This window comes from Burkholderia guangdongensis (assembly GCF_013403875.1).
Classification (GTDB): Bacteria; Pseudomonadota; Gammaproteobacteria; order Burkholderiales; family Burkholderiaceae; genus Burkholderia; species Burkholderia guangdongensis.
This window is the reverse complement of record NZ_JACBNX010000016.1, coordinates 194,721-212,534: the sequence shown is the minus strand read 5'-3', so window position 1 is coordinate 212,534 and position 17,814 is coordinate 194,721. Positions and strand designations below refer to the sequence as shown.

13 protein-coding genes are annotated in these 17,814 nt (G+C 60.2%); 2 read left to right on the top strand and 11 right to left on the bottom strand.

Going from position 1 to position 17,814, the window contains the following annotated elements; all coding sequences use genetic code 11:
- Nucleotides 1–219: 219 nt before the first annotated feature.
- The 9 genes from HZI36_RS16720 to HZI36_RS16680 form a co-directional block, all read right to left on the bottom strand.
- Nucleotides 220–1,152 carry an HTH-type transcriptional regulator ArgP gene (locus tag HZI36_RS16720; RefSeq protein ID WP_179403757.1) on the bottom strand — a complete coding sequence of 311 codons (933 nt, stop codon included), beginning with the start codon at nt 1,150–1,152 and terminating at the stop codon, nt 220–222.
- Nucleotides 1,153–1,432: 280 nt separating this feature from the next.
- Nucleotides 1,433–2,851 (bottom strand): aldehyde dehydrogenase family protein, encoded by a 1,419-nt coding sequence (locus tag HZI36_RS16715; RefSeq protein WP_179403756.1) that lies wholly within the window; start codon nt 2,849–2,851, stop codon nt 1,433–1,435.
- 383 nt (nt 2,852–3,234) lie between these two features.
- Nucleotides 3,235–4,143 (bottom strand): NAD(P)-dependent oxidoreductase, encoded by a 909-nt coding sequence (locus tag HZI36_RS16710; protein ID WP_179403755.1) that lies wholly within the window; start codon nt 4,141–4,143, stop codon nt 3,235–3,237.
- 150 nt (nt 4,144–4,293) lie between these two features.
- On the bottom strand, nt 4,294–6,012 hold the full coding sequence (locus HZI36_RS16705) for a sigma-54 interaction domain-containing protein (RefSeq protein ID WP_179403754.1): 1,719 nt from the start codon (nt 6,010–6,012) through the stop codon (nt 4,294–4,296).
- A gap of 283 nt (nt 6,013–6,295) precedes the next feature.
- Nucleotides 6,296–7,690 carry an MmgE/PrpD family protein gene (locus HZI36_RS16700; protein ID WP_179403753.1) on the bottom strand — a complete coding sequence of 465 codons (1,395 nt, stop codon included), beginning with the start codon at nt 7,688–7,690 and terminating at the stop codon, nt 6,296–6,298.
- A 31-nt stretch (nt 7,691–7,721) separates the two neighbouring features.
- Complete coding sequence (locus HZI36_RS16695) at nt 7,722–8,702, bottom strand: Bug family tripartite tricarboxylate transporter substrate binding protein (RefSeq protein WP_179403752.1); 981 nt, start codon at nt 8,700–8,702, stop codon at nt 7,722–7,724.
- 99 nt (nt 8,703–8,801) lie between these two features.
- Complete coding sequence (locus HZI36_RS16690; protein WP_179403751.1) at nt 8,802–9,782, bottom strand: tripartite tricarboxylate transporter substrate-binding protein; 981 nt, start codon at nt 9,780–9,782, stop codon at nt 8,802–8,804.
- 32 nt (nt 9,783–9,814) lie between these two features.
- Complete coding sequence (locus HZI36_RS16685; protein ID WP_179403750.1) at nt 9,815–11,002, bottom strand: iron-containing alcohol dehydrogenase family protein; 1,188 nt, start codon at nt 11,000–11,002, stop codon at nt 9,815–9,817.
- Between the two features lie 452 nt (nt 11,003–11,454).
- Nucleotides 11,455–13,362, bottom strand: a complete 1,908-nt coding sequence (locus HZI36_RS16680; protein WP_179403749.1) for an NAD(P)-dependent oxidoreductase — start codon at nt 13,360–13,362, stop codon at nt 11,455–11,457.
- A gap of 434 nt (nt 13,363–13,796) precedes the next feature.
- On the opposite strand from HZI36_RS16680, the gene HZI36_RS16675 reads away from it, so the two are divergent.
- Nucleotides 13,797–14,993, top strand: coding sequence for an ABC transporter substrate-binding protein (locus HZI36_RS16675; RefSeq protein WP_179403748.1), 1,197 nt, complete (start codon nt 13,797–13,799; stop codon nt 14,991–14,993).
- A gap of 183 nt (nt 14,994–15,176) precedes the next feature.
- On the top strand, nt 15,177–15,941 hold the full coding sequence (locus HZI36_RS16670) for an SDR family NAD(P)-dependent oxidoreductase (protein WP_179403747.1): 765 nt from the start codon (nt 15,177–15,179) through the stop codon (nt 15,939–15,941).
- Between the two features lie 126 nt (nt 15,942–16,067).
- Here HZI36_RS16670 and HZI36_RS16665 read toward each other — a convergent pair whose 3' ends face one another.
- Complete coding sequence (locus HZI36_RS16665) at nt 16,068–17,090, bottom strand: amidohydrolase family protein (protein WP_179403746.1); 1,023 nt, start codon at nt 17,088–17,090, stop codon at nt 16,068–16,070.
- A gap of 31 nt (nt 17,091–17,121) precedes the next feature.
- Nucleotides 17,122–17,814 (bottom strand): ABC transporter ATP-binding protein, encoded by a 693-nt coding sequence (locus tag HZI36_RS16660; protein ID WP_179403745.1) that lies wholly within the window; start codon nt 17,812–17,814, stop codon nt 17,122–17,124.

Here is a 17,814-nt window from a genome sequence, read left to right as displayed (position 1 = left end):
GCGTGCCGCGGTCGCCGCGCGATCGCGCTTGTTTTGCATACCTCGTGTGATATGTGTTCGAGCAAAATACACTCCGTGTTCGTCGCGAACACTATGAACTGTTTCCGGACTTTTATCTTGGAGAGCTCCGGTGAGATTCGCGTATGGTACGCGACATGCTTTTGCATAATTGGATGGCCATCTACGCCGCACCGCTAGGATTGATGCCCGTTCCCGTGCTCAGCCCTCGACGGAGGATTCGCCTGGCTGCTCTAGTGAGGCGGAGGGTGGTTGAATTAACGTCACGCGCGCTTGACGTATGACCAAATCGCTGATCGCCTGTGCACTCAATGGTGCCGTCACCCAATGATGCCAATACAGCTCCACCGAAATTCGGTTGTGGGGCGCCAGTGCAATAAGATCGCCAGAAGCAATGAGTGACTGCGCCTGCATAGACGGTACAAGACCGTATCCGATTCCCGCGCGGATGGCTGACAACAGCGCATCCGGAGAGGGAAAGTAATGGGCGGCATAGCCATTCACGGAAAAGCTGAGCAACTGCTCAAGAAATACCGCGTGTAAGCCATCTTTCCGGTTAAACAATACAGCAGGTGCCGCGAGGATATCCCTCAGGTTGAGTCCTTTAGGGAAATGCACCTCAGTAAATGATTGCGTGGCCACACATTCATATTCCATCGCCCCGATTGACTCGGCAACAAATCCGGTCGGTGCAGTCTGCGCCGTCGAAATGCCCCCCATCGCCTCACCGCGCGCCAGTACCGCCAGCGTGTGGTCCTGATCGTCGACAATGAGATCAAGCGCTATATTCTCTTTCGCGATGTCGCAAGCAACTGGCCCGAACCACGTCGCCAGCGAATCCGCGTTGACGGCAATACTAACCTTGGTCCGGCCGTTGGCATCAGGTTTTATGCGATGGAGCGTGTCCGCCTCCAGCAGCTTGAGCACCTGAATGTGGTGAAGAAGGATTTCCCCCGCGGGAGTCGGCGACACGCCATCGCGTACCAACAGTGGAGTCCCGAATGCTTCTTCCAACGAAATGATCCGTAGGGAAACGGCGCTTTTGGTAACGTTCAGTACCTTTGCCGCCCTGCCGTAGTGACGGGTTTCGACGAGTACGGAAAACGTTTCAAGCTGCTGGCGATCAAAATTCATCTAATCTGCTGCATGTCGAAAGTGCCGATAAACCACAATGACGACAACTGCCTCCATCTGTTGATCATCCAACATCACGGCCTCACTCGACAGTTCCTTTGCATGCCCCGGAAATCCGCCGGTTTCATATGGCAGATTTCCGATGGCCGCACATCAACAGATCGCCCCACCATTTGTTGATCCCAACTTTTTATATACCCAACATACGCAGTAGCGGCCGCATCATCCTTTCGGATTCTCGGAAATCTGTTTTACTAAGGTCGGAAACCTCACCTAGCTGTCAAGCAAACCCTATGATGGCCTTTGTCTCGAGATACTCCTCCATCCCGAACACCCCCATTTCGCGACCGTTACCGGACTTGCGATATCCGCCCATCGGCGCCACGGTGTTCGCGGGAGCACCGTTGAAGAAGACGCGTCCGGCGTTTAGTTTTCTGCAAACGTCCAGTCCCTTTTCGCGATCTCCCGTGAAGATGTAGGCGCCGAGCCCATACTCGGTGTCGTTTGCAATTTCGATCGCCTCTTCCGTCGTACTGTAGGTCAGGACCGACGTGACCATACCGAAAATTTCCTCTCGCGCAATGCTCATGTTGGGGGTGACATCGGCAAAGATCGTAGGACGGACGAAGAAGCCACGATCCAGCCTATCCGGACGGCCAGGGCCACCGCAAACCAGACGCGCGCCTTCGTCCAGCCCCACATTGATGTAGTGCTGAATCCGATCGAACTGCGCGCGATTGACGACCGGACCATGTGTCGTTGCGGGATCCGTCGGGTCCCCGATACGCATCTCCGCCACCGCTTCGCGAAGATAGCCGAGAATCTCTTCGAGCTGATTCTCATGCACGAGAAGGCGCGTCGGGGAATGGCAAGACTGTCCGCTGTTCGAAAAGCCGCGCGTCACGTTATATACCGCCGCCGCCCGTAAATCAGCGTCCGGCAGCACAATGTTGGCCGACTTGCCGCCCAGCTCTTGCGCGACACGCTTTACCGACGGCGCAGCTGCCTCGGCAACAAGAATTCCGGCGCGGGTCGAGCCGGTGAACGACACGATGCCAATATCCTCGTGCGCGCTAATCGCATTGCCGACGGTTGGACCGTCACCGTTCACAAGATTGAATACCCCCCCGGGCACGCCCGCCTCATGAAGAATCTCGGCCAGGACCAACGCGCTCACGGGCGTGAATTCGGACGGCTTCAGCACAACCGGACAGCCTGCCGCGAAGGCCGACGAGAGCTTGTTGCAGATCAGCTGGTTTGGCCAGTTCCAAGGTGTAATGAGCCCAGCCACGCCAATCGCTTCGCGACGAATTATGCTGACACCCATCCAACTCTCGAATTCGTACCCCTTGAGCGTCTCGATCGCTTGCCGAAGCGCTGCGAGGCCGGATGCCGTATGCTGCTTCAACGAACACGGCGTACCCATTTCCTCTGTCAGAGCCGCCATGATCTCGTCTTCGCGACGCAGGTAGACCGCGATGATGTTCTCGAGGAGTTCGATCCGCTCCTGCTTCGTCGCGGCGCTAAAGGCAGGGAGTGCGCGCTTTGCCGCCTGTACCGCCCGGTCCACGTCTGCTGCACTTCCCAACGCGACGGTTCCGAAGGTCGCTTCCGTGGCTGGGTTGATGAGGTCGAATGGACGCGACTCGATAGGATCGACCCACTTGCCATCGATATAGAACTGTTCGAATTTTCGCATTGTCTCGGCTTTAATGGTTAAGGTATGCAAACAACTTTGCAAAACACGTGCCATCAGATCGATGGATGGGCTCTCCGCCCACCTGTCGGTTGAATATCGCGTGACATCGGGCGCCAGAGCGCGTTCCGGTCACGTCCTGCGCAACTCGACGAGAAGGCAATGTTTGTGGTGCATCGGCCGAGAGCGCCATCGACGTGTACGCTCGCTACGCCGCTGTTCACATTGCGGACGTGTCATCCCATTGGTGCCTGTCGGCATACAGATAGGTCGATAAAGCAACGTTTTCGATTGTCTGCACGGTAAGCATGACTGTCTTCGACGCAAGCACGAAGATCGATGATCGCAGCCGGCGTTCGCATCGCTTGACCGGTTGCACAGGCATATCAGGTTCGCGAGCAGACCGGCACGCCGGTAAACTGCTCGTAGATTTTCACGACAGCGACGCCATCCTCGTTTCCAAGCCCGGCGGCGCGCGCCATCTGATATACCTGCAGGGCGGCATTCGCCATGAACATGGGCATCTTGACGGACTTGGCCAGCGCCGTCTGGAGCTCGATGTCCTTGTATGTGATATCCATGCGAATGCCTTCGAATTCGCGCGCGACGATACGCGGAGCCGAATACTGAAACGCGACGCTATTGCCGGTCGTATTGCCAATCACCTCGACCATCTGCTTCGGATCGAGACCGACCTTCGCACCCAGCGCGAGTGCCTCGATAATGAGAATACGATTGACCTGGAACAGCATGTTGTTCACGAGCTTCATCGCCATGCCGTTGCCAACGTCACCAAGATGAAGAATCTGCGACGTCATGGACTCGAGGACCGAACGTACTTTTTCGAGCGCCTCTGGCTTGCCGCCGACGTAAGCCCTGAGCGTCCCCTCCTTCGCGCCTTTTTCCATCCCGGTTACCGGTGAATCGATGATGTCGATGCCTTTTCTGGCGAGTGTTTCCTGCATCTTTCGCAGCGCCAGCGGGTCGATCGTGCTCATGCTGATCACGACATCGCCCGGTTGCGCCGTTTCGATGAAACCGCCTGGCCCGATGATCACCTCTTCGGCCTGAGCCGTCGTATCAACCATCGAAATCAAGATTCCGGCGCGCCGTGCAAGGTCCGCCGGGCCTTCGCCACGCTCGGCGCCCATAGCGGCGAGGCGATCGACCTTCCGAGGATCGATGTCATACACCACCAGTGAGTGCCCGTTCTTCAGAATATTGTCGGCCATCGGGCCGCCCATCATTCCGAGCCCAACAAAGCCAACTGTTCTTTCTCTCGATTGGATATGCATGTCATCTCCTGATATTTCCGTGATTACCCAGGCTATTAAAGCCGTTCCGTCAGCAATCACGCAAAGAACATGCCATCGAGAAAACGCGAGAGGACCGCTTACCATCAACGACCGGACGCCTCCGTTGCCCGGCTCGTCGAGCACCCTCCGTCAAGAAGTGCCCAGCCCCATCTGCGCAAGCCGCTTGTAGAGGTACGATCGCGAGATCCCCAAGCTGGAAGCCACCCGCTTCTTGTTTCCACCGTATTGCGTCATAGCCTTCCGGATGAGTTGCTCCTCGACCTGCTCCACTGCACTGCTCACGCGCATGGTTTCCGAATGCCCAAGCGACGGCAATTGCGATGACTGACTCGACAATTCCCGCGCAGCCACCGTCACTGAGGGACTCGCATCTGCCAAATCGATGACGCCGAAGTCAGTCACGTCGATGATGTCGGTATCGCTAAAAATGGCCGCCCGTTCGACCGTATGCATCAGCTGCCGCACGTTACCCGGCCACGATTGGGCTTGGAGGTAGGTCAGCGCCTGATCCGACAGTCGCTTCGGTCGCTGTCCATGCCGCTCCGCAAACTGGCTCAGCGCCAGATCCGCGAGCGGCGGGATATCGTCGAGGCGCTCGCGCAGCGCCGGTAGCCGAATGACCACGGCACCGATTCGATAGAACAGATCGAGCCGAAAGGTACCATCAGCGATCATCGCTTCGAAGTTCCGGTTACTTGCGCTGATCAGACGGAAGTTGGAATGTCGTGCTTCAGTTCCGCCGACGCGCTGAAACGACCCGTCCTGCAACACGCGCAACAACTTGACCTGCACGTCGGCAGGCATGTCGCCCACCTCGTCGAAGAACAGGCTCCCGGCGTCGGCCTGTTCGACCTTGCCGCGCCGGCCCTTGCGCTCGGCGCCCGTGAACGACCCGCCCTCGTACCCGAACAGCTCACTCTCGACCAGCGTCGACGGCAAAGCCGCGGCATTGACCATGATGAGATTACCCTCACGCCTATCGCTCAACTTGTGAATCGCATGAGCCGCCAGCTCCTTGCCGGTTCCGCTTTCTCCCGTCAGCAGGACCGGCACGTCGAGCGGCGCGACCTTCACAATTTGCTGCTTCAGGCGTTGCATCGCCTGGCTCTCCCCGACGATCTGGTCGAGGCCGTAGCTGCGATTTTTCATATCCTTCAGCTCTCGCCTGTAGTACGCGACCTCGGACTTCAATTTTGTCAGCTCGGTCGAGAACGACTGCAATTGCTCGGGACCTTTGAACATCACCTGCCCAATCGCGCCAACCGTCTCTCCGCGGATATTCTTGATCGGGTGCCGCGTCACGACCCGCGCTACACCCCGCATTTCCTGAATTGCGCCGATCTCCGCTTTGCCGGTCGATGCCACCTTGTCAAGCCGGGTATTTTCGATGACTTCCGACACGTGACGGCCAACGCCGCTACCGGGCTTCATTCCGAAGAAGCGCTCATGGACTGGGCTGATATACCGCAGTACCCCCTCGCGGTCGACGACCGTCAGCGCCTCGAATGGATTCGTGAGAAAGTGGCTCAGGATGTCGCTCGCGAAATCGACGGAGCCGACGAATTCGAAAAGCGCGTCGCGCCCCTCTCTAAGCAGAGCGACCAGTATCGTCGCATCCGTGGCCGGCAGAACGACGATCACGACCGGCGAAGAATCGGGACCTTCAACCGAAAACAGGCGTTGCTGTCGACGCCTTGCCTCATGCCACCCCGCGACGATTCTCGTCGCCATTTCTCGCTGTTCCGCGATGCCAGTCGCCATCAGCTCCTTTCCGTCGGCAGCAAGAATCAATACACCACGTAGTGATGCCGCCGCCACACCAGGTCTGGCCAAATCGAGTGTCTCCATGGTGATATCCCTATGTCTCCGTGGCGATCGTTGAACTGTTTTTTTATCGGTCTGTCTTCACCGCGGACACAGCCTACCACCACGAAACACAATGATTAGTGGGTCGAATCGACAGCACCTGTCGATTCGGCTCATCAACCTTTACGCGTCACAGTGGCACCCGCCCGTACCGTCGCTCCTCGCCGCCGGCGCGGGACGCATGAGGAAAATCACTTAATCGTCTTACGTATTGTTCGACCCACCGCTGCTCGTGCGCATCATCGAACGAGCGGCTCTTGATTCGTCATAGCGGCGTCTGCAGAAGCCGAAGCAGATCGGTCGCCTTGCCAGCACGTTCCAGCCCGCGCACGGCGGTCTCGAGCTGTGCCACCTGCTCGGCGGGCAGCGCTTTCGACGCGAGCCGTCGAAACTTCGTCGCCATCTGCTCGTCGCTCATCGGACGCTGATAACTTCCCAGAAAGTTGTCGACAGTCTTGCTCAACGTCTTTCCGTTCGTCAGCACGATCTCGACATCGGCACCCCGTGCAAACGGTCGGCCCTTTCGCTCGCGCTCTTCGCTTCGAACCACATCGACACGCTTCGCGAATTCGACGAGATCCGGCCGGCCGACGTTCTCCTCGATCATCTGATCGACGAATACCTCACCGTCGATGAGCTTCATACCGATACAGAAACCGAGGTGCATCTGCGCGGCGGTAAGACCGTTGGGAACGTATGGCGTCCAGAAGGAATGGCGGACCGCATCTTCGGTCATGCGCACGGTGATTCGCTCGACGTCCGTCGCGGTAAGGCCCGTTTCGTCCATGAGCTCCTCGATCGCGTCCAATGCGGACAGATTCGTGCCGACTGCCGCGTGACGCTTGATCGAAATCCGCATCGTCTCCCACCGCGTGCCGAGCTCGCTGGTCAGCGCCGACAAGTCGAACTGGTCGGCAGTCTGTGTGAACGTGGTGCAATACCCGCCATAGGTTTCCTCGAACACGTCCTCGATGCCGGTAAATCCGTCCGCGGCCAACAAGGCCGAATAAAGCCCGCTTTGCGCTGCCTTCGCGGACAGCATGCGCTTGACCATCGAGCCGAACTGGGCAGCCATGATGCCCGATGCCTGGGCGCCGGCGATGCCCAGTGCGTGGTACGTCTGCTCGCCATCGAGACCGAGGACGATGCCGGCCGCCACTGCGGCCGGAAACGGTCCGAAGATGCCGGGAGTATGCCAGCCCCGGACCAGCATCTTATTGCCGTTCATGCAGAGACCCACGCGAGGACCGACTTCGAAGCCGGCAATGATCGCGGTCAGGAGGGTTTCGCCATCGACTTTGTCAGTGCCGACAAATTCGGCCGCCGCGAGGGCCGCCGGCAAGACGGCAGCACAGCTGTGGATGGACGCCGGATTCGCATCGTCCAGTTCGTAGCCTTGAATCATCGTGCCGTTGAGCAACGCCGCGTTCACAGCAGACGCCGTTTCGCCACGACCCCACACCGATGCCCGCCCGCCGTCGGGCTCGAGCTTGCGGACCACGCCGGCCAGGATTCGGGTCCACTCGAGACTTGCGCCAAACAACCCGCATCCGAGACCATCGAGAATGATCAGCTTTGCTCGATTGCGTACGTCCTCTGGAACGTCAGCCAGTTTGAATCCTGCTGCAAATTCGGCCAATTGACGCGTATATGACGCCATGAATCAACTCCTCAAAATTTCATTGTGCAAGTTACTGCTTTGGCATGCCCACGTATGCGGCAAGCTTTGTTTTCTCGGCTTCGTTTTTCAACAGGAGATCCGTGAATTCCCTTGGTGACATCGTCACCGGCTCGAGCCCATAACTCCGAAGGCGCTCCGCCAGTGCCTTATCCGAAAGCGCCGCTTGCAACGCTGCCGACAGGCGTTGAACGACGGCGGGCGGCGTACCGGCCGGCGCCATCAGACCTTGATAAAGAACGTAGCTGTAGTTCGGATAACCGGCCTCGGCGACCGTCGGCACGTCCGGCAATGCGGCGAGACGCTTCGGGGACGTCACGGCCAACGCTCTCATCTTCCCTGCCTGCAGATAGGGAGAACTACTGATCAGCGCGTCGAAGATGACGGAAATGCGTCCACTCATCACTTCAGGTAGCGCTTCCCCATTGCCCTTGAACGGAACGTGCATCATCTTCAACGCGCTCTGCTGCAGGAACGCGGCCGTAGCAAGGTGAGTCGTACTCCCCACGCCTGCGGATCCGTAGGACAGCTTGTCCGGATTCGCCTTCGCGTACGCGGTCAGTTCGCCGAAGGTCTTGAATGGCTGGCTGGCTCCGACTTCGATCAGAAGCGGTGATGCGACCGACGGCCCCACTCCCGTGAAATCCTTGCGGAGAACGAAACCGGGATCACGCTTGACGGCAGACTGGAGGCCGATCGTATCTGCGGAAGTGGCCAGTAGCGTGTATCCGTCCGGCTGGGCGTCCTTCACATAGCGGATGCCGACCAATCCACCTCCGCCACCGCGATTTTCGATAATCACCGGCTGCCCCAGACTCTGACCCAGCTTTGGAGCCAGCAAACGCGTGACCGTGTCCGCCAAGCCGCCAGGCGCCGTCGCGACCACGATATGCAATGGCTTGGTCGGAAACTGGTCGGACGCCGAAGCGGACGCTGCGCTGAAAAGGACGAATGCGCCCGCCACCCATCGACGGCAAAAAAATGCATGCTTCATGAGAAGATCCTTTCTCCAGGACTTTGATTTCCTACCACGCTGAGTCGAGGACGCCGCGCACATCGGCGACGTTCTTGACCTGCTTGCAGGCCACGTCAGTTACTGCTTTGGCATTCCCACATATGCGGCAAGCTTTGCTTTCTCGGCTTCGTTTTTCAACAGGAGATCCGTGAACTCCGTTGGTGACATCGTCACCGGTTCGAGCCCGTAGCTCCAAAGGCGCTCCGCCAGCGCCTTATCCGAAACCGCCGCCTGCAACGCTGCCGACAGGCGTTGAATGACGGCGGGCGGCGTACCGGCCGGCGCCATCAGGCCTTGATATAGAACGTAGCTGTAGTTGGGATAACCGGTCTCGGCGACCGTCGGCACGTCTGGAAGCGCGGCGAGGCGCTTCGGGGACGTCACGGCCAACGCTCTCATCTTCCCTGCCTTTAGATAGGGAGAACTGCTGACTGGCGCGTCGAAGATGACGGAGATCCGTCCACTCATCACTTCAGGCAGCGCTTCCCCATTGCCCTTGAATGGAACGTGCATCATCTTCAACGCGGTCCGCTGCAGGAATGCGGCCGCAGCAAAGTGAGTCGCACTCCCCACGCCTCCCGATCCGTAGGACAGCTTGTCCGGATTCGCCTTCGCGTACGCGGTCAATTCGCCGAAGGTCTTGAATGGCTGGCTGGCTCCGACGTCGAGCAGAAGCGGTGATTCGACCATCGGCCCAACTCCCGTGAAGTCCTTGCGGAGAACGAAGCCCGGATCACGCCTGACTGCCGACTGGAGGCCGATCGTATCCGCAGAAGTTGCCAGCAGCGTGTATCCGTCCGGTCGTGCGTCCTTCACATAGCGGATGCCGACCAATCCACCTCCGCCGCCACGATTTTCGATAATCACCGGCTGCCCCAGGCTCTGACCCAGCTTTGCAGCCAGCAAACGCGTGACAGTGTCCACCATGCCGCCAGGCGCCATCGCGACCACGATATGCACCGGCCTGCTCGGAAACTGGTCGGATGCCGAAGCGGACGCTGCGCTGAAAAAGACGAATGCGCCCGCCACAAATCGACGGCAAAAAAATGCGTGCTTCACGAGAAGCCCCCCCTCTCCGAGATTTTTATTTGCTACCACGCTGCGTCGAGGATGCCCCGCAAATCGGCGACGTTCGTCACCCGACGGGGGCTGCGCTTGATGAACCAGTCCTGCATCGCCGCTTCCGCGATCGGATCCAGATCGTCTCCGGTCACGCCGACGTCGCGAAGCCGTCGGGGAATGTCCAGCTTCGCCAGCAGACGCTCCAGGAGCTCGACCGCCGGCATCGCATACCGTTGTGCCGAGTCGGCAGCCAGCGGAAGCCATAGGCTGTCGGCAATGCGCCCGGTCGTATATTGCGTTGCCGGGCTGTTGAAACGCATCGTTTGCGGCAGCACGATCGCATTGATGATCCCATTCGACACGTTGCTTCGATGGCCGATCGCGTGCGCCAGTACCGACGAAAGCCCACCGCCCGACTGCTCGGTACCCCGCCCGCAAAGGACGGCGGCAACCGCCAGACGTTCACGAGCGGTGACGTCTTCAGGCGACATGCGGTCGATGTGGCGCGCGACGAGCCGCAGCGCTTGGGTGAGCATCGCCTCGGATACGAGGTCGCAGCGCGGCGACTCCAGTGCCTCGATTGCAGTGGAGAGCGTGTTGAGCGTTGCGCCTTCGACGAGCGTCGCCGGGGCGGTGCCAAGAAATCCCGGATGAAGAAAAATTGCCTTTGCCCGCGTCTTCGGATCGAACAACGCAAGCCGCTGTCCCGTCTCGTCGTCGTGCACGGCGCTTCCCGCCTTGACGAACGCTGTACTGGGCGTGGTCGGCACGACGAATTGCGCAAGCTTTGGAGCCGCAAGCCGCGGGCTGTCGAACTCTCCGTTCGAGAGCCTCCGAGTGCAAAGCTCGTGCGCAGGTCGCTTCTCCGCGAGCAGGATGCTTGCTGCACGCGCCGTGACGGCGGCCGACCCTCCGCCCACGGCAATCACGGCATCTGCGTCGAGGGCGCTCAGCGCGCGAGCCGCTTCTTCTACGGCGCGCACCGGACTATTCGGCCGAACCGTCTGCGACTCGCCGACCAGCACGGCCCCGAGCGTATCGCGCAGCTGCTGCATTGCATTGGAAGAGCCCACCGACCGACCGCTGACGACCACTGCACGCTGACAACCACTGCGCTTGATCTCCTTGGCCAATGCAGCGAGGCTTTCGTCACCGCAGTAAAGTCGCAATTCCGGGGCAATGTGTTGAAAGGAGGTGGATGGAGAGGTCTGATTCATTGTCTGTATGCTCGAAAGCCTGGAACGATGTCGTCCATCGACTTGCAATTGACGTGCCATGCCTGTCGCAGGAACGTTGCCGCTTATGAGCCCGGCAATATGTCCACACCAGCGACGGCCCGCCCGATTCGTGTCCCCGGCGACTACACGCGGCGTCCGTCGTGCTTTGATCGCCGCTACAGCACCGTCCAGTGCGGAATTGCACGCTCAGCTTGAAATCGGTCTCGCCGGTACCGATGACGATGTCGCCGGTTCCGACCATCGCAGCGTGATCGCCGGAACAGGAGAAACCGTTGCGACTGGCAGTCAGTGATCATCGATGTGTCCGCCGCCGTTCGACACGTGCGGGTCGGGCAGTTCCAACGCGGCGTGCATGCCCGACGTGGCATATCGCTGCGGCCGAAGCCGGACCAGCCGCTTCGTGTTAGGCCCGACTCCGATACGCGTTCCGGTCATGAAGCGGCAAATGTGATCCCGGCCCGCGCTTCGAACAACCTTGCGAGCGCATCGATATTCGCATCTCCCCCCAGCTCGTTCGCTCCCGCCTCGACCGCGTTTCGTACCGCATTTGCGATCAACATCGGCGCGCCGCAATTCATTGCGACCTCGCATGCAAGCCGAAGGTCCTTCACCATGAGCTCGAGTCGCAAGGTCGCCGACCGGCCACCCGCCGCGAGTACCGGAACGACGCGCTCGAACGTCGCGCTCCATCCTGAACCGCTGTTGATCACCTTTTCCATGTCCCGCAGTTTCAGGCCGCTTTTGATACCCATCGCCAAAGCTTCATACGCAATCAGCCGATTGCAGGCACCGATCGCGTTCTTGACCAGCTTCGCGATATGGCCATAGCCGGTGTCGCCGCAATACACCACGTTCGGACTGATGGATTCGAGAAGCGGCCGCACCCGGGCGCACGCGTCCTGCGCCCCGCTGCACATGATCGCCACGGTGCCTGCCTCCGCCCCGCTGGGACCGCCTGAAACGGGCGCATCCACCAGCTCGACGCCCAGCGCCCTGAGTTCCTCCGCCATGCGGCGCGTAGCGGACGGATCGCCGGTCGTTTGGTCGACGACGACCTTGCCGGCGGTAAGACCTTCCGCCAACCCACCCTTTCCGAAAAGAACCTGGCTGACCACTGTCGAGTCGGGCACGCAAAGCATGATGATGTCGCAGTCGCGCGCCAGCGAACGCAAATCCGGCGCCGCAACGGCGCCATCGGCTTCGAGCTCGCGTACGATCTCGGGCCGCACATCGAATACCTGCACCTTTCGGGTCTTCATCAGACGCCGCGCCAACGCCGCGCCCATCGCCCCTAGCCCGACGTAGCCGACGGTCGGTTCGTCCGAAGTTGCGGCATTCGCAGTCGACGCCGGCACAGACGCTGGCATCGCATCATCACGGAGCCGCGTGCCCGCCATCGATTCGACGACCTTGATGACATCTTCGAGCCGGGCATCCTGGCCCAACGTATTGACGCCCGTCTGCAGCAAGCCGAGCGTAATGCTCGAGACAGGCATCGGCGCACCGGCATCCATTCCGAGCTCGATGGCCTGACGGACATCCTTCACCATCAGCGGAAGCGCGAAATTCGTTGCAGCCCTGCCTTCGACGATCGCCGGCAGCATGGTCTGAGTGATGCGGTTCCGAGCCGTGCTTTTGTTGAGCAAGTCGGTCAAGGTCGTGAGCGCCAGCCCCGACTTTCTGCCCATCGCGACGATTTCCAGCGTGGCAAGGCGGCATGCCGCGTTCATCACGTTGTTGACCAGCTTGATTGCCTGCCCGTCGCCCACCCGCTCCCCGCATCGGAAGACGTTCGAACTGATTGCATCAAGGATCGGCGACACCGTCTCATACGCGCTTTCCGGACCAGAGACCATGATCGTTACCTTGCCCGCATGCGCGGCAGCAACGCCGCCCGCCACCGGCGCGTCGATCATGGCAACGCCGCGCGCATCGAGCTCGCGGGCGATGTCCCGGGTTTGCTCCGGCACACCGCTCGTCTGATCGATGACGATCTTTCCCGGCGTCAGCCCTTGCGCAAGTCCTTCCGGCCCGAAGATCACCTGACGCACATTCTCCGTGCGCGGCAGACACAGCATCACGACGTCGCAGCGACGTGCCAGTTCAGCTGCAGACGGCGCGACGCTGGCACCGAGCTTCTCGAACTCGGCGACGGCCGCAGTATTGATATCCCACACGCAGAGCTCGTACGCGCCGATGAGCCTCTGCGCGAGCGGTGCGCCCATCGCCCCTAAACCGATATACCCGACTTTCATGTACAGCCCCTTTTCCAAAAAATGCCGTCCTGCCGTTTCATTCCATAAGCAGCGGACTACCTGCAGATTCCGTACCAGCTTCATCCGCAGATCACACGACGTGTCGGAACCATTCCGGCCGTATCTCGACATGGCGATTAGCGGTGTTTGCGTTGGCCGTCCACATACTCGGCCACGGCGACATTCCGGGGATCGAGTTCGGCAACCCACACACGCATGTCTTCAGGAAACACAGTTGTCCGTATCGGCGACGGTTGAATGAGGCTTGGACACACGCACCGCCTCCATGTCGACCTGCAACGCATCGCAGTGTTGTTGGCATCCCAATTGCTTAACTATCCTCAGATCCGTTCTGCGCGGGACTGACAAGCCGATATCCGTTTTCGTCCCGATCGAAGGACTCATCTTTTTTGCCGCACCCGGCGCTACGTTTTATACGGGCAATCCGGGCGCTCGGGTGAAGTGGCGCCATTCCCGAATTTGCGCCCATTGATAACTATCGGAAGGAGACGTTGACGGTGAAACATTGGAAAACTGCCAAAGCAGCGGCGTGTGTGGCGACGCTCGCTGCATCCTGGTCGATCTGCTCGCCCGCAGCAGCGCAATCCTGCGAAGTCAAAATCGGTGCGCTCGGCCCGATGAGCGGCGGCGGGTCGTCGTGGGGATTGGCCGAGAAAGCGGCCGTCGAGTTCGAGGCCGCATATACCAACGCCAATGGCGGCTTGCAGGTAGGCAACCGCAAGTGCAAGGTCGTGTCGACGAGCTACGACTCTCAATCGACCGCTGCGGGCGGCGCTGCCGCCGCAAACTATTTCGCCAGCCAGGGCGTTCACGCGGCAGTCGGCCCGGTTCCGTCAGTCGAGCTGGCCGGGTTCAAGCCCATTGCCAAGCGATATGGCATCGTGAATTTCGCGCATTCCTACGCTAAGGATGTGATCAATCCGCAGTATCCGTTGGCCTTCGCCGTTTCTCTCACACCGCCGGTCTGGGGCGCATCTGTCGTCAAAACCGCGCGGGACGAGTTCAAGTTCAACAAGGTGATCGTTCTTGCACCGAACGATCAAGGCGGCACCGATGCAGGCAAAGCGCTGGCCCAGGAATACGAAAAAGCCGGCGCCAAGGCGTCGCTCGAATTTTATCAACGCGGCACCACGAACTTCGCCCCCATCGTCGCCCGCCTGATGAGCATGTCGCCCGAATCGGTCGAATTGGGGCCAATGCCGCCGGGCGAAGCCGGGATTCTCGTCAAGCAAATGCTTGGCGCCGGCTACACCGGTGCGTTCGGGGATCTCGGCAGCGGTGCCGAGGTCGTGCTCAACACCGTCGGCGATACATCCGCACAGAAGGCGTTCTACTGGCTCGAACTTGCGCCGATGGACGACCCCGGCATTCAGCGCCTGAATGCCGATTACGAGCGCGTGATGAAGTCGAAGGCACCGGAAAACACGCTGTTCTATCCGTCCGCGCTCGCCGCCGAGCAGCTTCTGCGTGCGATCTCACGTGCCGGAACCGATCAGGATGGCGAAAAAATCGCGGCGGCGTTGCGCGAGATGGCACCGGAATCCCGCTACCTCGGCAAAGGGGGCTGGCGTGGCAAGGCTCAGTACAGCGTCAATCAACAACTCGCGTTCCCGATCGGGATGGGCATGATCGCGAACGGCAAGAGACAGAAGGATCGCCGAGTCGCAATTGCGTCGGAACCGGCGACGCCGTAAACCTTGGATTTCGCGGTTGACCGTCGAAGGTCGCGCGGTACCTGCACGGTATCGCTCGATCTTCGACCAATCTTTTACTCATCACGGCAAGGCGGGTCAACAGGAGCGAATGGTCAATCCGTGCGTCTCGGCTGCCTTGCACGACCGCACGTGATGGCCTGGATATGAAAAGGGAATAGTGACATGAAGCGTTTTGAAGGAAAAACGATCCTCGTGACAGGCGCCGGAAGCGGGATTGGCGCAGCGTGTGTCCGACGTCTGTTCGAGGAGGGCGCATCGATCGTCGCGGCCGACGTACGCAAGGACGACGTCGACAAAGTCGTGTCGGAGTTCGGATCGAGCGAGCGAGTCTACGGCGTCGCGGTCGACGTGTCGAATCGCGACCAGGTGATCGCTTTCGTGACGGACGCCGCTCGGCGTTTCGGCGCGCTTCACGGTCTCGTGAACTCCGCCGGCATTCGCGGTGTGGGCAACGTGCTGGATTTTGATCCGGACGCGTGGCGTCGGGTGCTGTCGGTGAATCTGGACGGCACGTTCAACGTTTGCCAGGCATTCGCCCGCGTCGCGACGGAAGCGAAAACACCTGCGGCAATCGTCAACGTGTCGTCGGGTGCCGGCATCCGCGGCGTGCCTAACCGCCTCGCCTACGCGGCGTCGAAATTCGGGGTCTCGGGCATCACGCATACGATGGCACTGGAACTCGCGCCGTACGGCATCCGCGTGAATGCCGTGGCGCCTGGGATGATTCGTACGCCGATGACCGCCGTTATGTTCGAGGATCCGGAAAACGAAAAACGCATCCGCGACGCTCATCCAATCGGTCGAGAGGGCGAGCCCGAAGAGGTTGCAGCCGCAATTGCATTTCTGCTGTCGGAAGACGCCAGTTTTGTCACCGGTATCGTCATGCCCGTGGACGGTGGATCCACCGCCGGTATTCCATCTCACTAAGAACGTCTCCCCTCCGACAGCCGGATGTACCGGCGACCGGCGGAAGGCCGAGTTCACGGTCTTCTCGCCGGTCTGCAGGCAACGAGAGGTTTCCCCCCCGCTCACGTCCTCGGCGCTACGCCTCTTTCATGACAGGTCGATGCGATAAACCCGAGCCGCAGTGTCGTGGAAAAGTGCCGTCTTTTCCTGCGCCGATGCGCCCCGGACGATGTGCTTCAGCGCGTTCCACATCGGCACGAATCCGCACGAGCGGCCATCGGGCGGATAGTTGCTTTCCATCATGCAGCGGTCCACACCGAAGACATCGATGACGGTCTCGACATAGGGTCCCCACGCATTGGCGAGTTCCAGATAGCCGACCGTGTCCACCCGTTTCTCAAAACCGAATCCCCAGAACGGCAATCCCAAGCCGCCGATCTTGCACAGCACGTTTTGACGGCGCGCGACCTCGCGAACCGAATCTCGCCAGTGCGCGAACACGCGAGCGCGGCCGTCGGCGTCCATATCCATGCCCATCGCCTGCCCCAGATGATTGAGTATGATCAGGGTGTCGGGAAACGCGTCGGCAAGCTCGCAAACATCGGCCATCTGATGATGAAACACCGCGGCATCAAACGTCAGGCCACGAGCCGCCACCTCTTGAAAGCCTGCACGAAATCCAGCGGATTTCATGATTCCGGGCGCCGGCCGGTTCGTGACATAGCGGAACGGCGCATCGCTCGGATCCTCGATCGTTATCTGCCGAACGCCCCTGAATCGCTCGGGCGCGACCTCGAGCGACCGGTCGAGCAATTCGGCCACCGACGCACCGAATCGCAGGTCTGCATTACCCACGATCGCAGCGCATACGCGACAATCGCCATAAGCGCCGCTCGCGCTCATCGCCGCAACACCATTCGCGAACTCGACCTCGCCGAGCGGCCGCAGCACTTCAGGGCCATCCTTTCGCGCGAAGGCCAGCGTCTCCACATACACGGAGGCGACGATCCGATGGCCGGCCTTCACGTCCTCGAGGTAGTCCTCGAACATGTAGCGCAATGCCGGTCGGTCAAACAGATGATGAGCAGAGTCGATGATCGGCAGGTCAGGATCGATGATCGGCTCATCGCGCCCGGCCTTGAGTTGAGGATACGGAAACATGTTCGTCATTGCATCACCTTCTCTTTATACGAAATTGAATTCAAAGATATTCCTCGGCTAGCGCGGCATCGCGAATCTCGTCGACCGTGCCGCTGCGCCGAACCTCGCCACCACGCATGACGTATGCGCGGTCTACCAGTTTCAGCGCCGGACGCGCCATCTGTTCAGCCATCAAAATCGTCGTGCCGCGACGCTGCAGTTCCCGAATCGACTCGCTGATGCGCTCGATCCACACCGGTGCCAAACCCAGAAACGGTTCATCGAGAAGCAGCAATTTGGGCAGCGTACTGGCCGCGCGAGCCAGGGCAACGACCTGCTGCTGCCCGCCGCTAAGCTGGTTGGCCGGTTGATCGGCGCGTTCGGCGAGCAACGGAAACGTTCGCTCCATCCACTCGAGGTTCGCCTGCGCCTGAGCCTTCGAAATACCAAGCGTGCCCGCGAGGATGTTTTCCCTCACGGTCAGAGAACGGAATATCCGGCGCCCTTCGGGCGAATATCCAATTCCGAGACGTGCCCGAGCCGGGCACGATACGCCCGTGAGGTCCTTACCAGCCAAACGAATCTGACCTGATACCGCCGGAACGAGACCGGCGACAGCATTGATCAGGCTCGACTTTCCGGCCCCGTTCGCACCGACCAACAGCACGGTTTCGCCCTCATTCACCTCGATCGACACTTCCCGAAGGGCAACAATGCCGCCATAACGAACGACCAGCTTCTCGATACTCAGCAT

Coding starts and splice junctions, on each gene's coding strand:
- HZI36_RS16710 (WP_179403755.1), bottom strand. CDS start 4,143: ATGCATATCCAATCGAGAGAAAGAACAGTTGGCTTTGTTGGGCTCGGA.
- HZI36_RS16720 (WP_179403757.1), bottom strand. CDS start 1,152: ATGAATTTTGATCGCCAGCAGCTTGAAACGTTTTCCGTACTCGTCGAA.
- HZI36_RS16685 (WP_179403750.1), bottom strand. CDS start 11,002: ATGAATCAGACCTCTCCATCCACCTCCTTTCAACACATTGCCCCGGAA.
- HZI36_RS16695 (WP_179403752.1), bottom strand. CDS start 8,702: ATGAAGCATGCATTTTTTTGCCGTCGATGGGTGGCGGGCGCATTCGTC.
- HZI36_RS16660 (WP_179403745.1), bottom strand. CDS start 17,814: ATGCTGAGTATCGAGAAGCTGGTCGTTCGTTATGGCGGCATTGTTGCC.
- HZI36_RS16700 (WP_179403753.1), bottom strand. CDS start 7,690: ATGGCGTCATATACGCGTCAATTGGCCGAATTTGCAGCAGGATTCAAA.
- HZI36_RS16705 (WP_179403754.1), bottom strand. CDS start 6,012: ATGGAGACACTCGATTTGGCCAGACCTGGTGTGGCGGCGGCATCACTA.
- HZI36_RS16665 (WP_179403746.1), bottom strand. CDS start 17,090: ATGACGAACATGTTTCCGTATCCTCAACTCAAGGCCGGGCGCGATGAG.
- HZI36_RS16680 (WP_179403749.1), bottom strand. CDS start 13,362: ATGAAGCTGGTACGGAATCTGCAGGTAGTCCGCTGCTTATGGAATGAA.
- HZI36_RS16670 (WP_179403747.1), top strand. CDS start 15,177: ATGAAGCGTTTTGAAGGAAAAACGATCCTCGTGACAGGCGCCGGAAGC.
- HZI36_RS16715 (WP_179403756.1), bottom strand. CDS start 2,851: ATGCGAAAATTCGAACAGTTCTATATCGATGGCAAGTGGGTCGATCCT.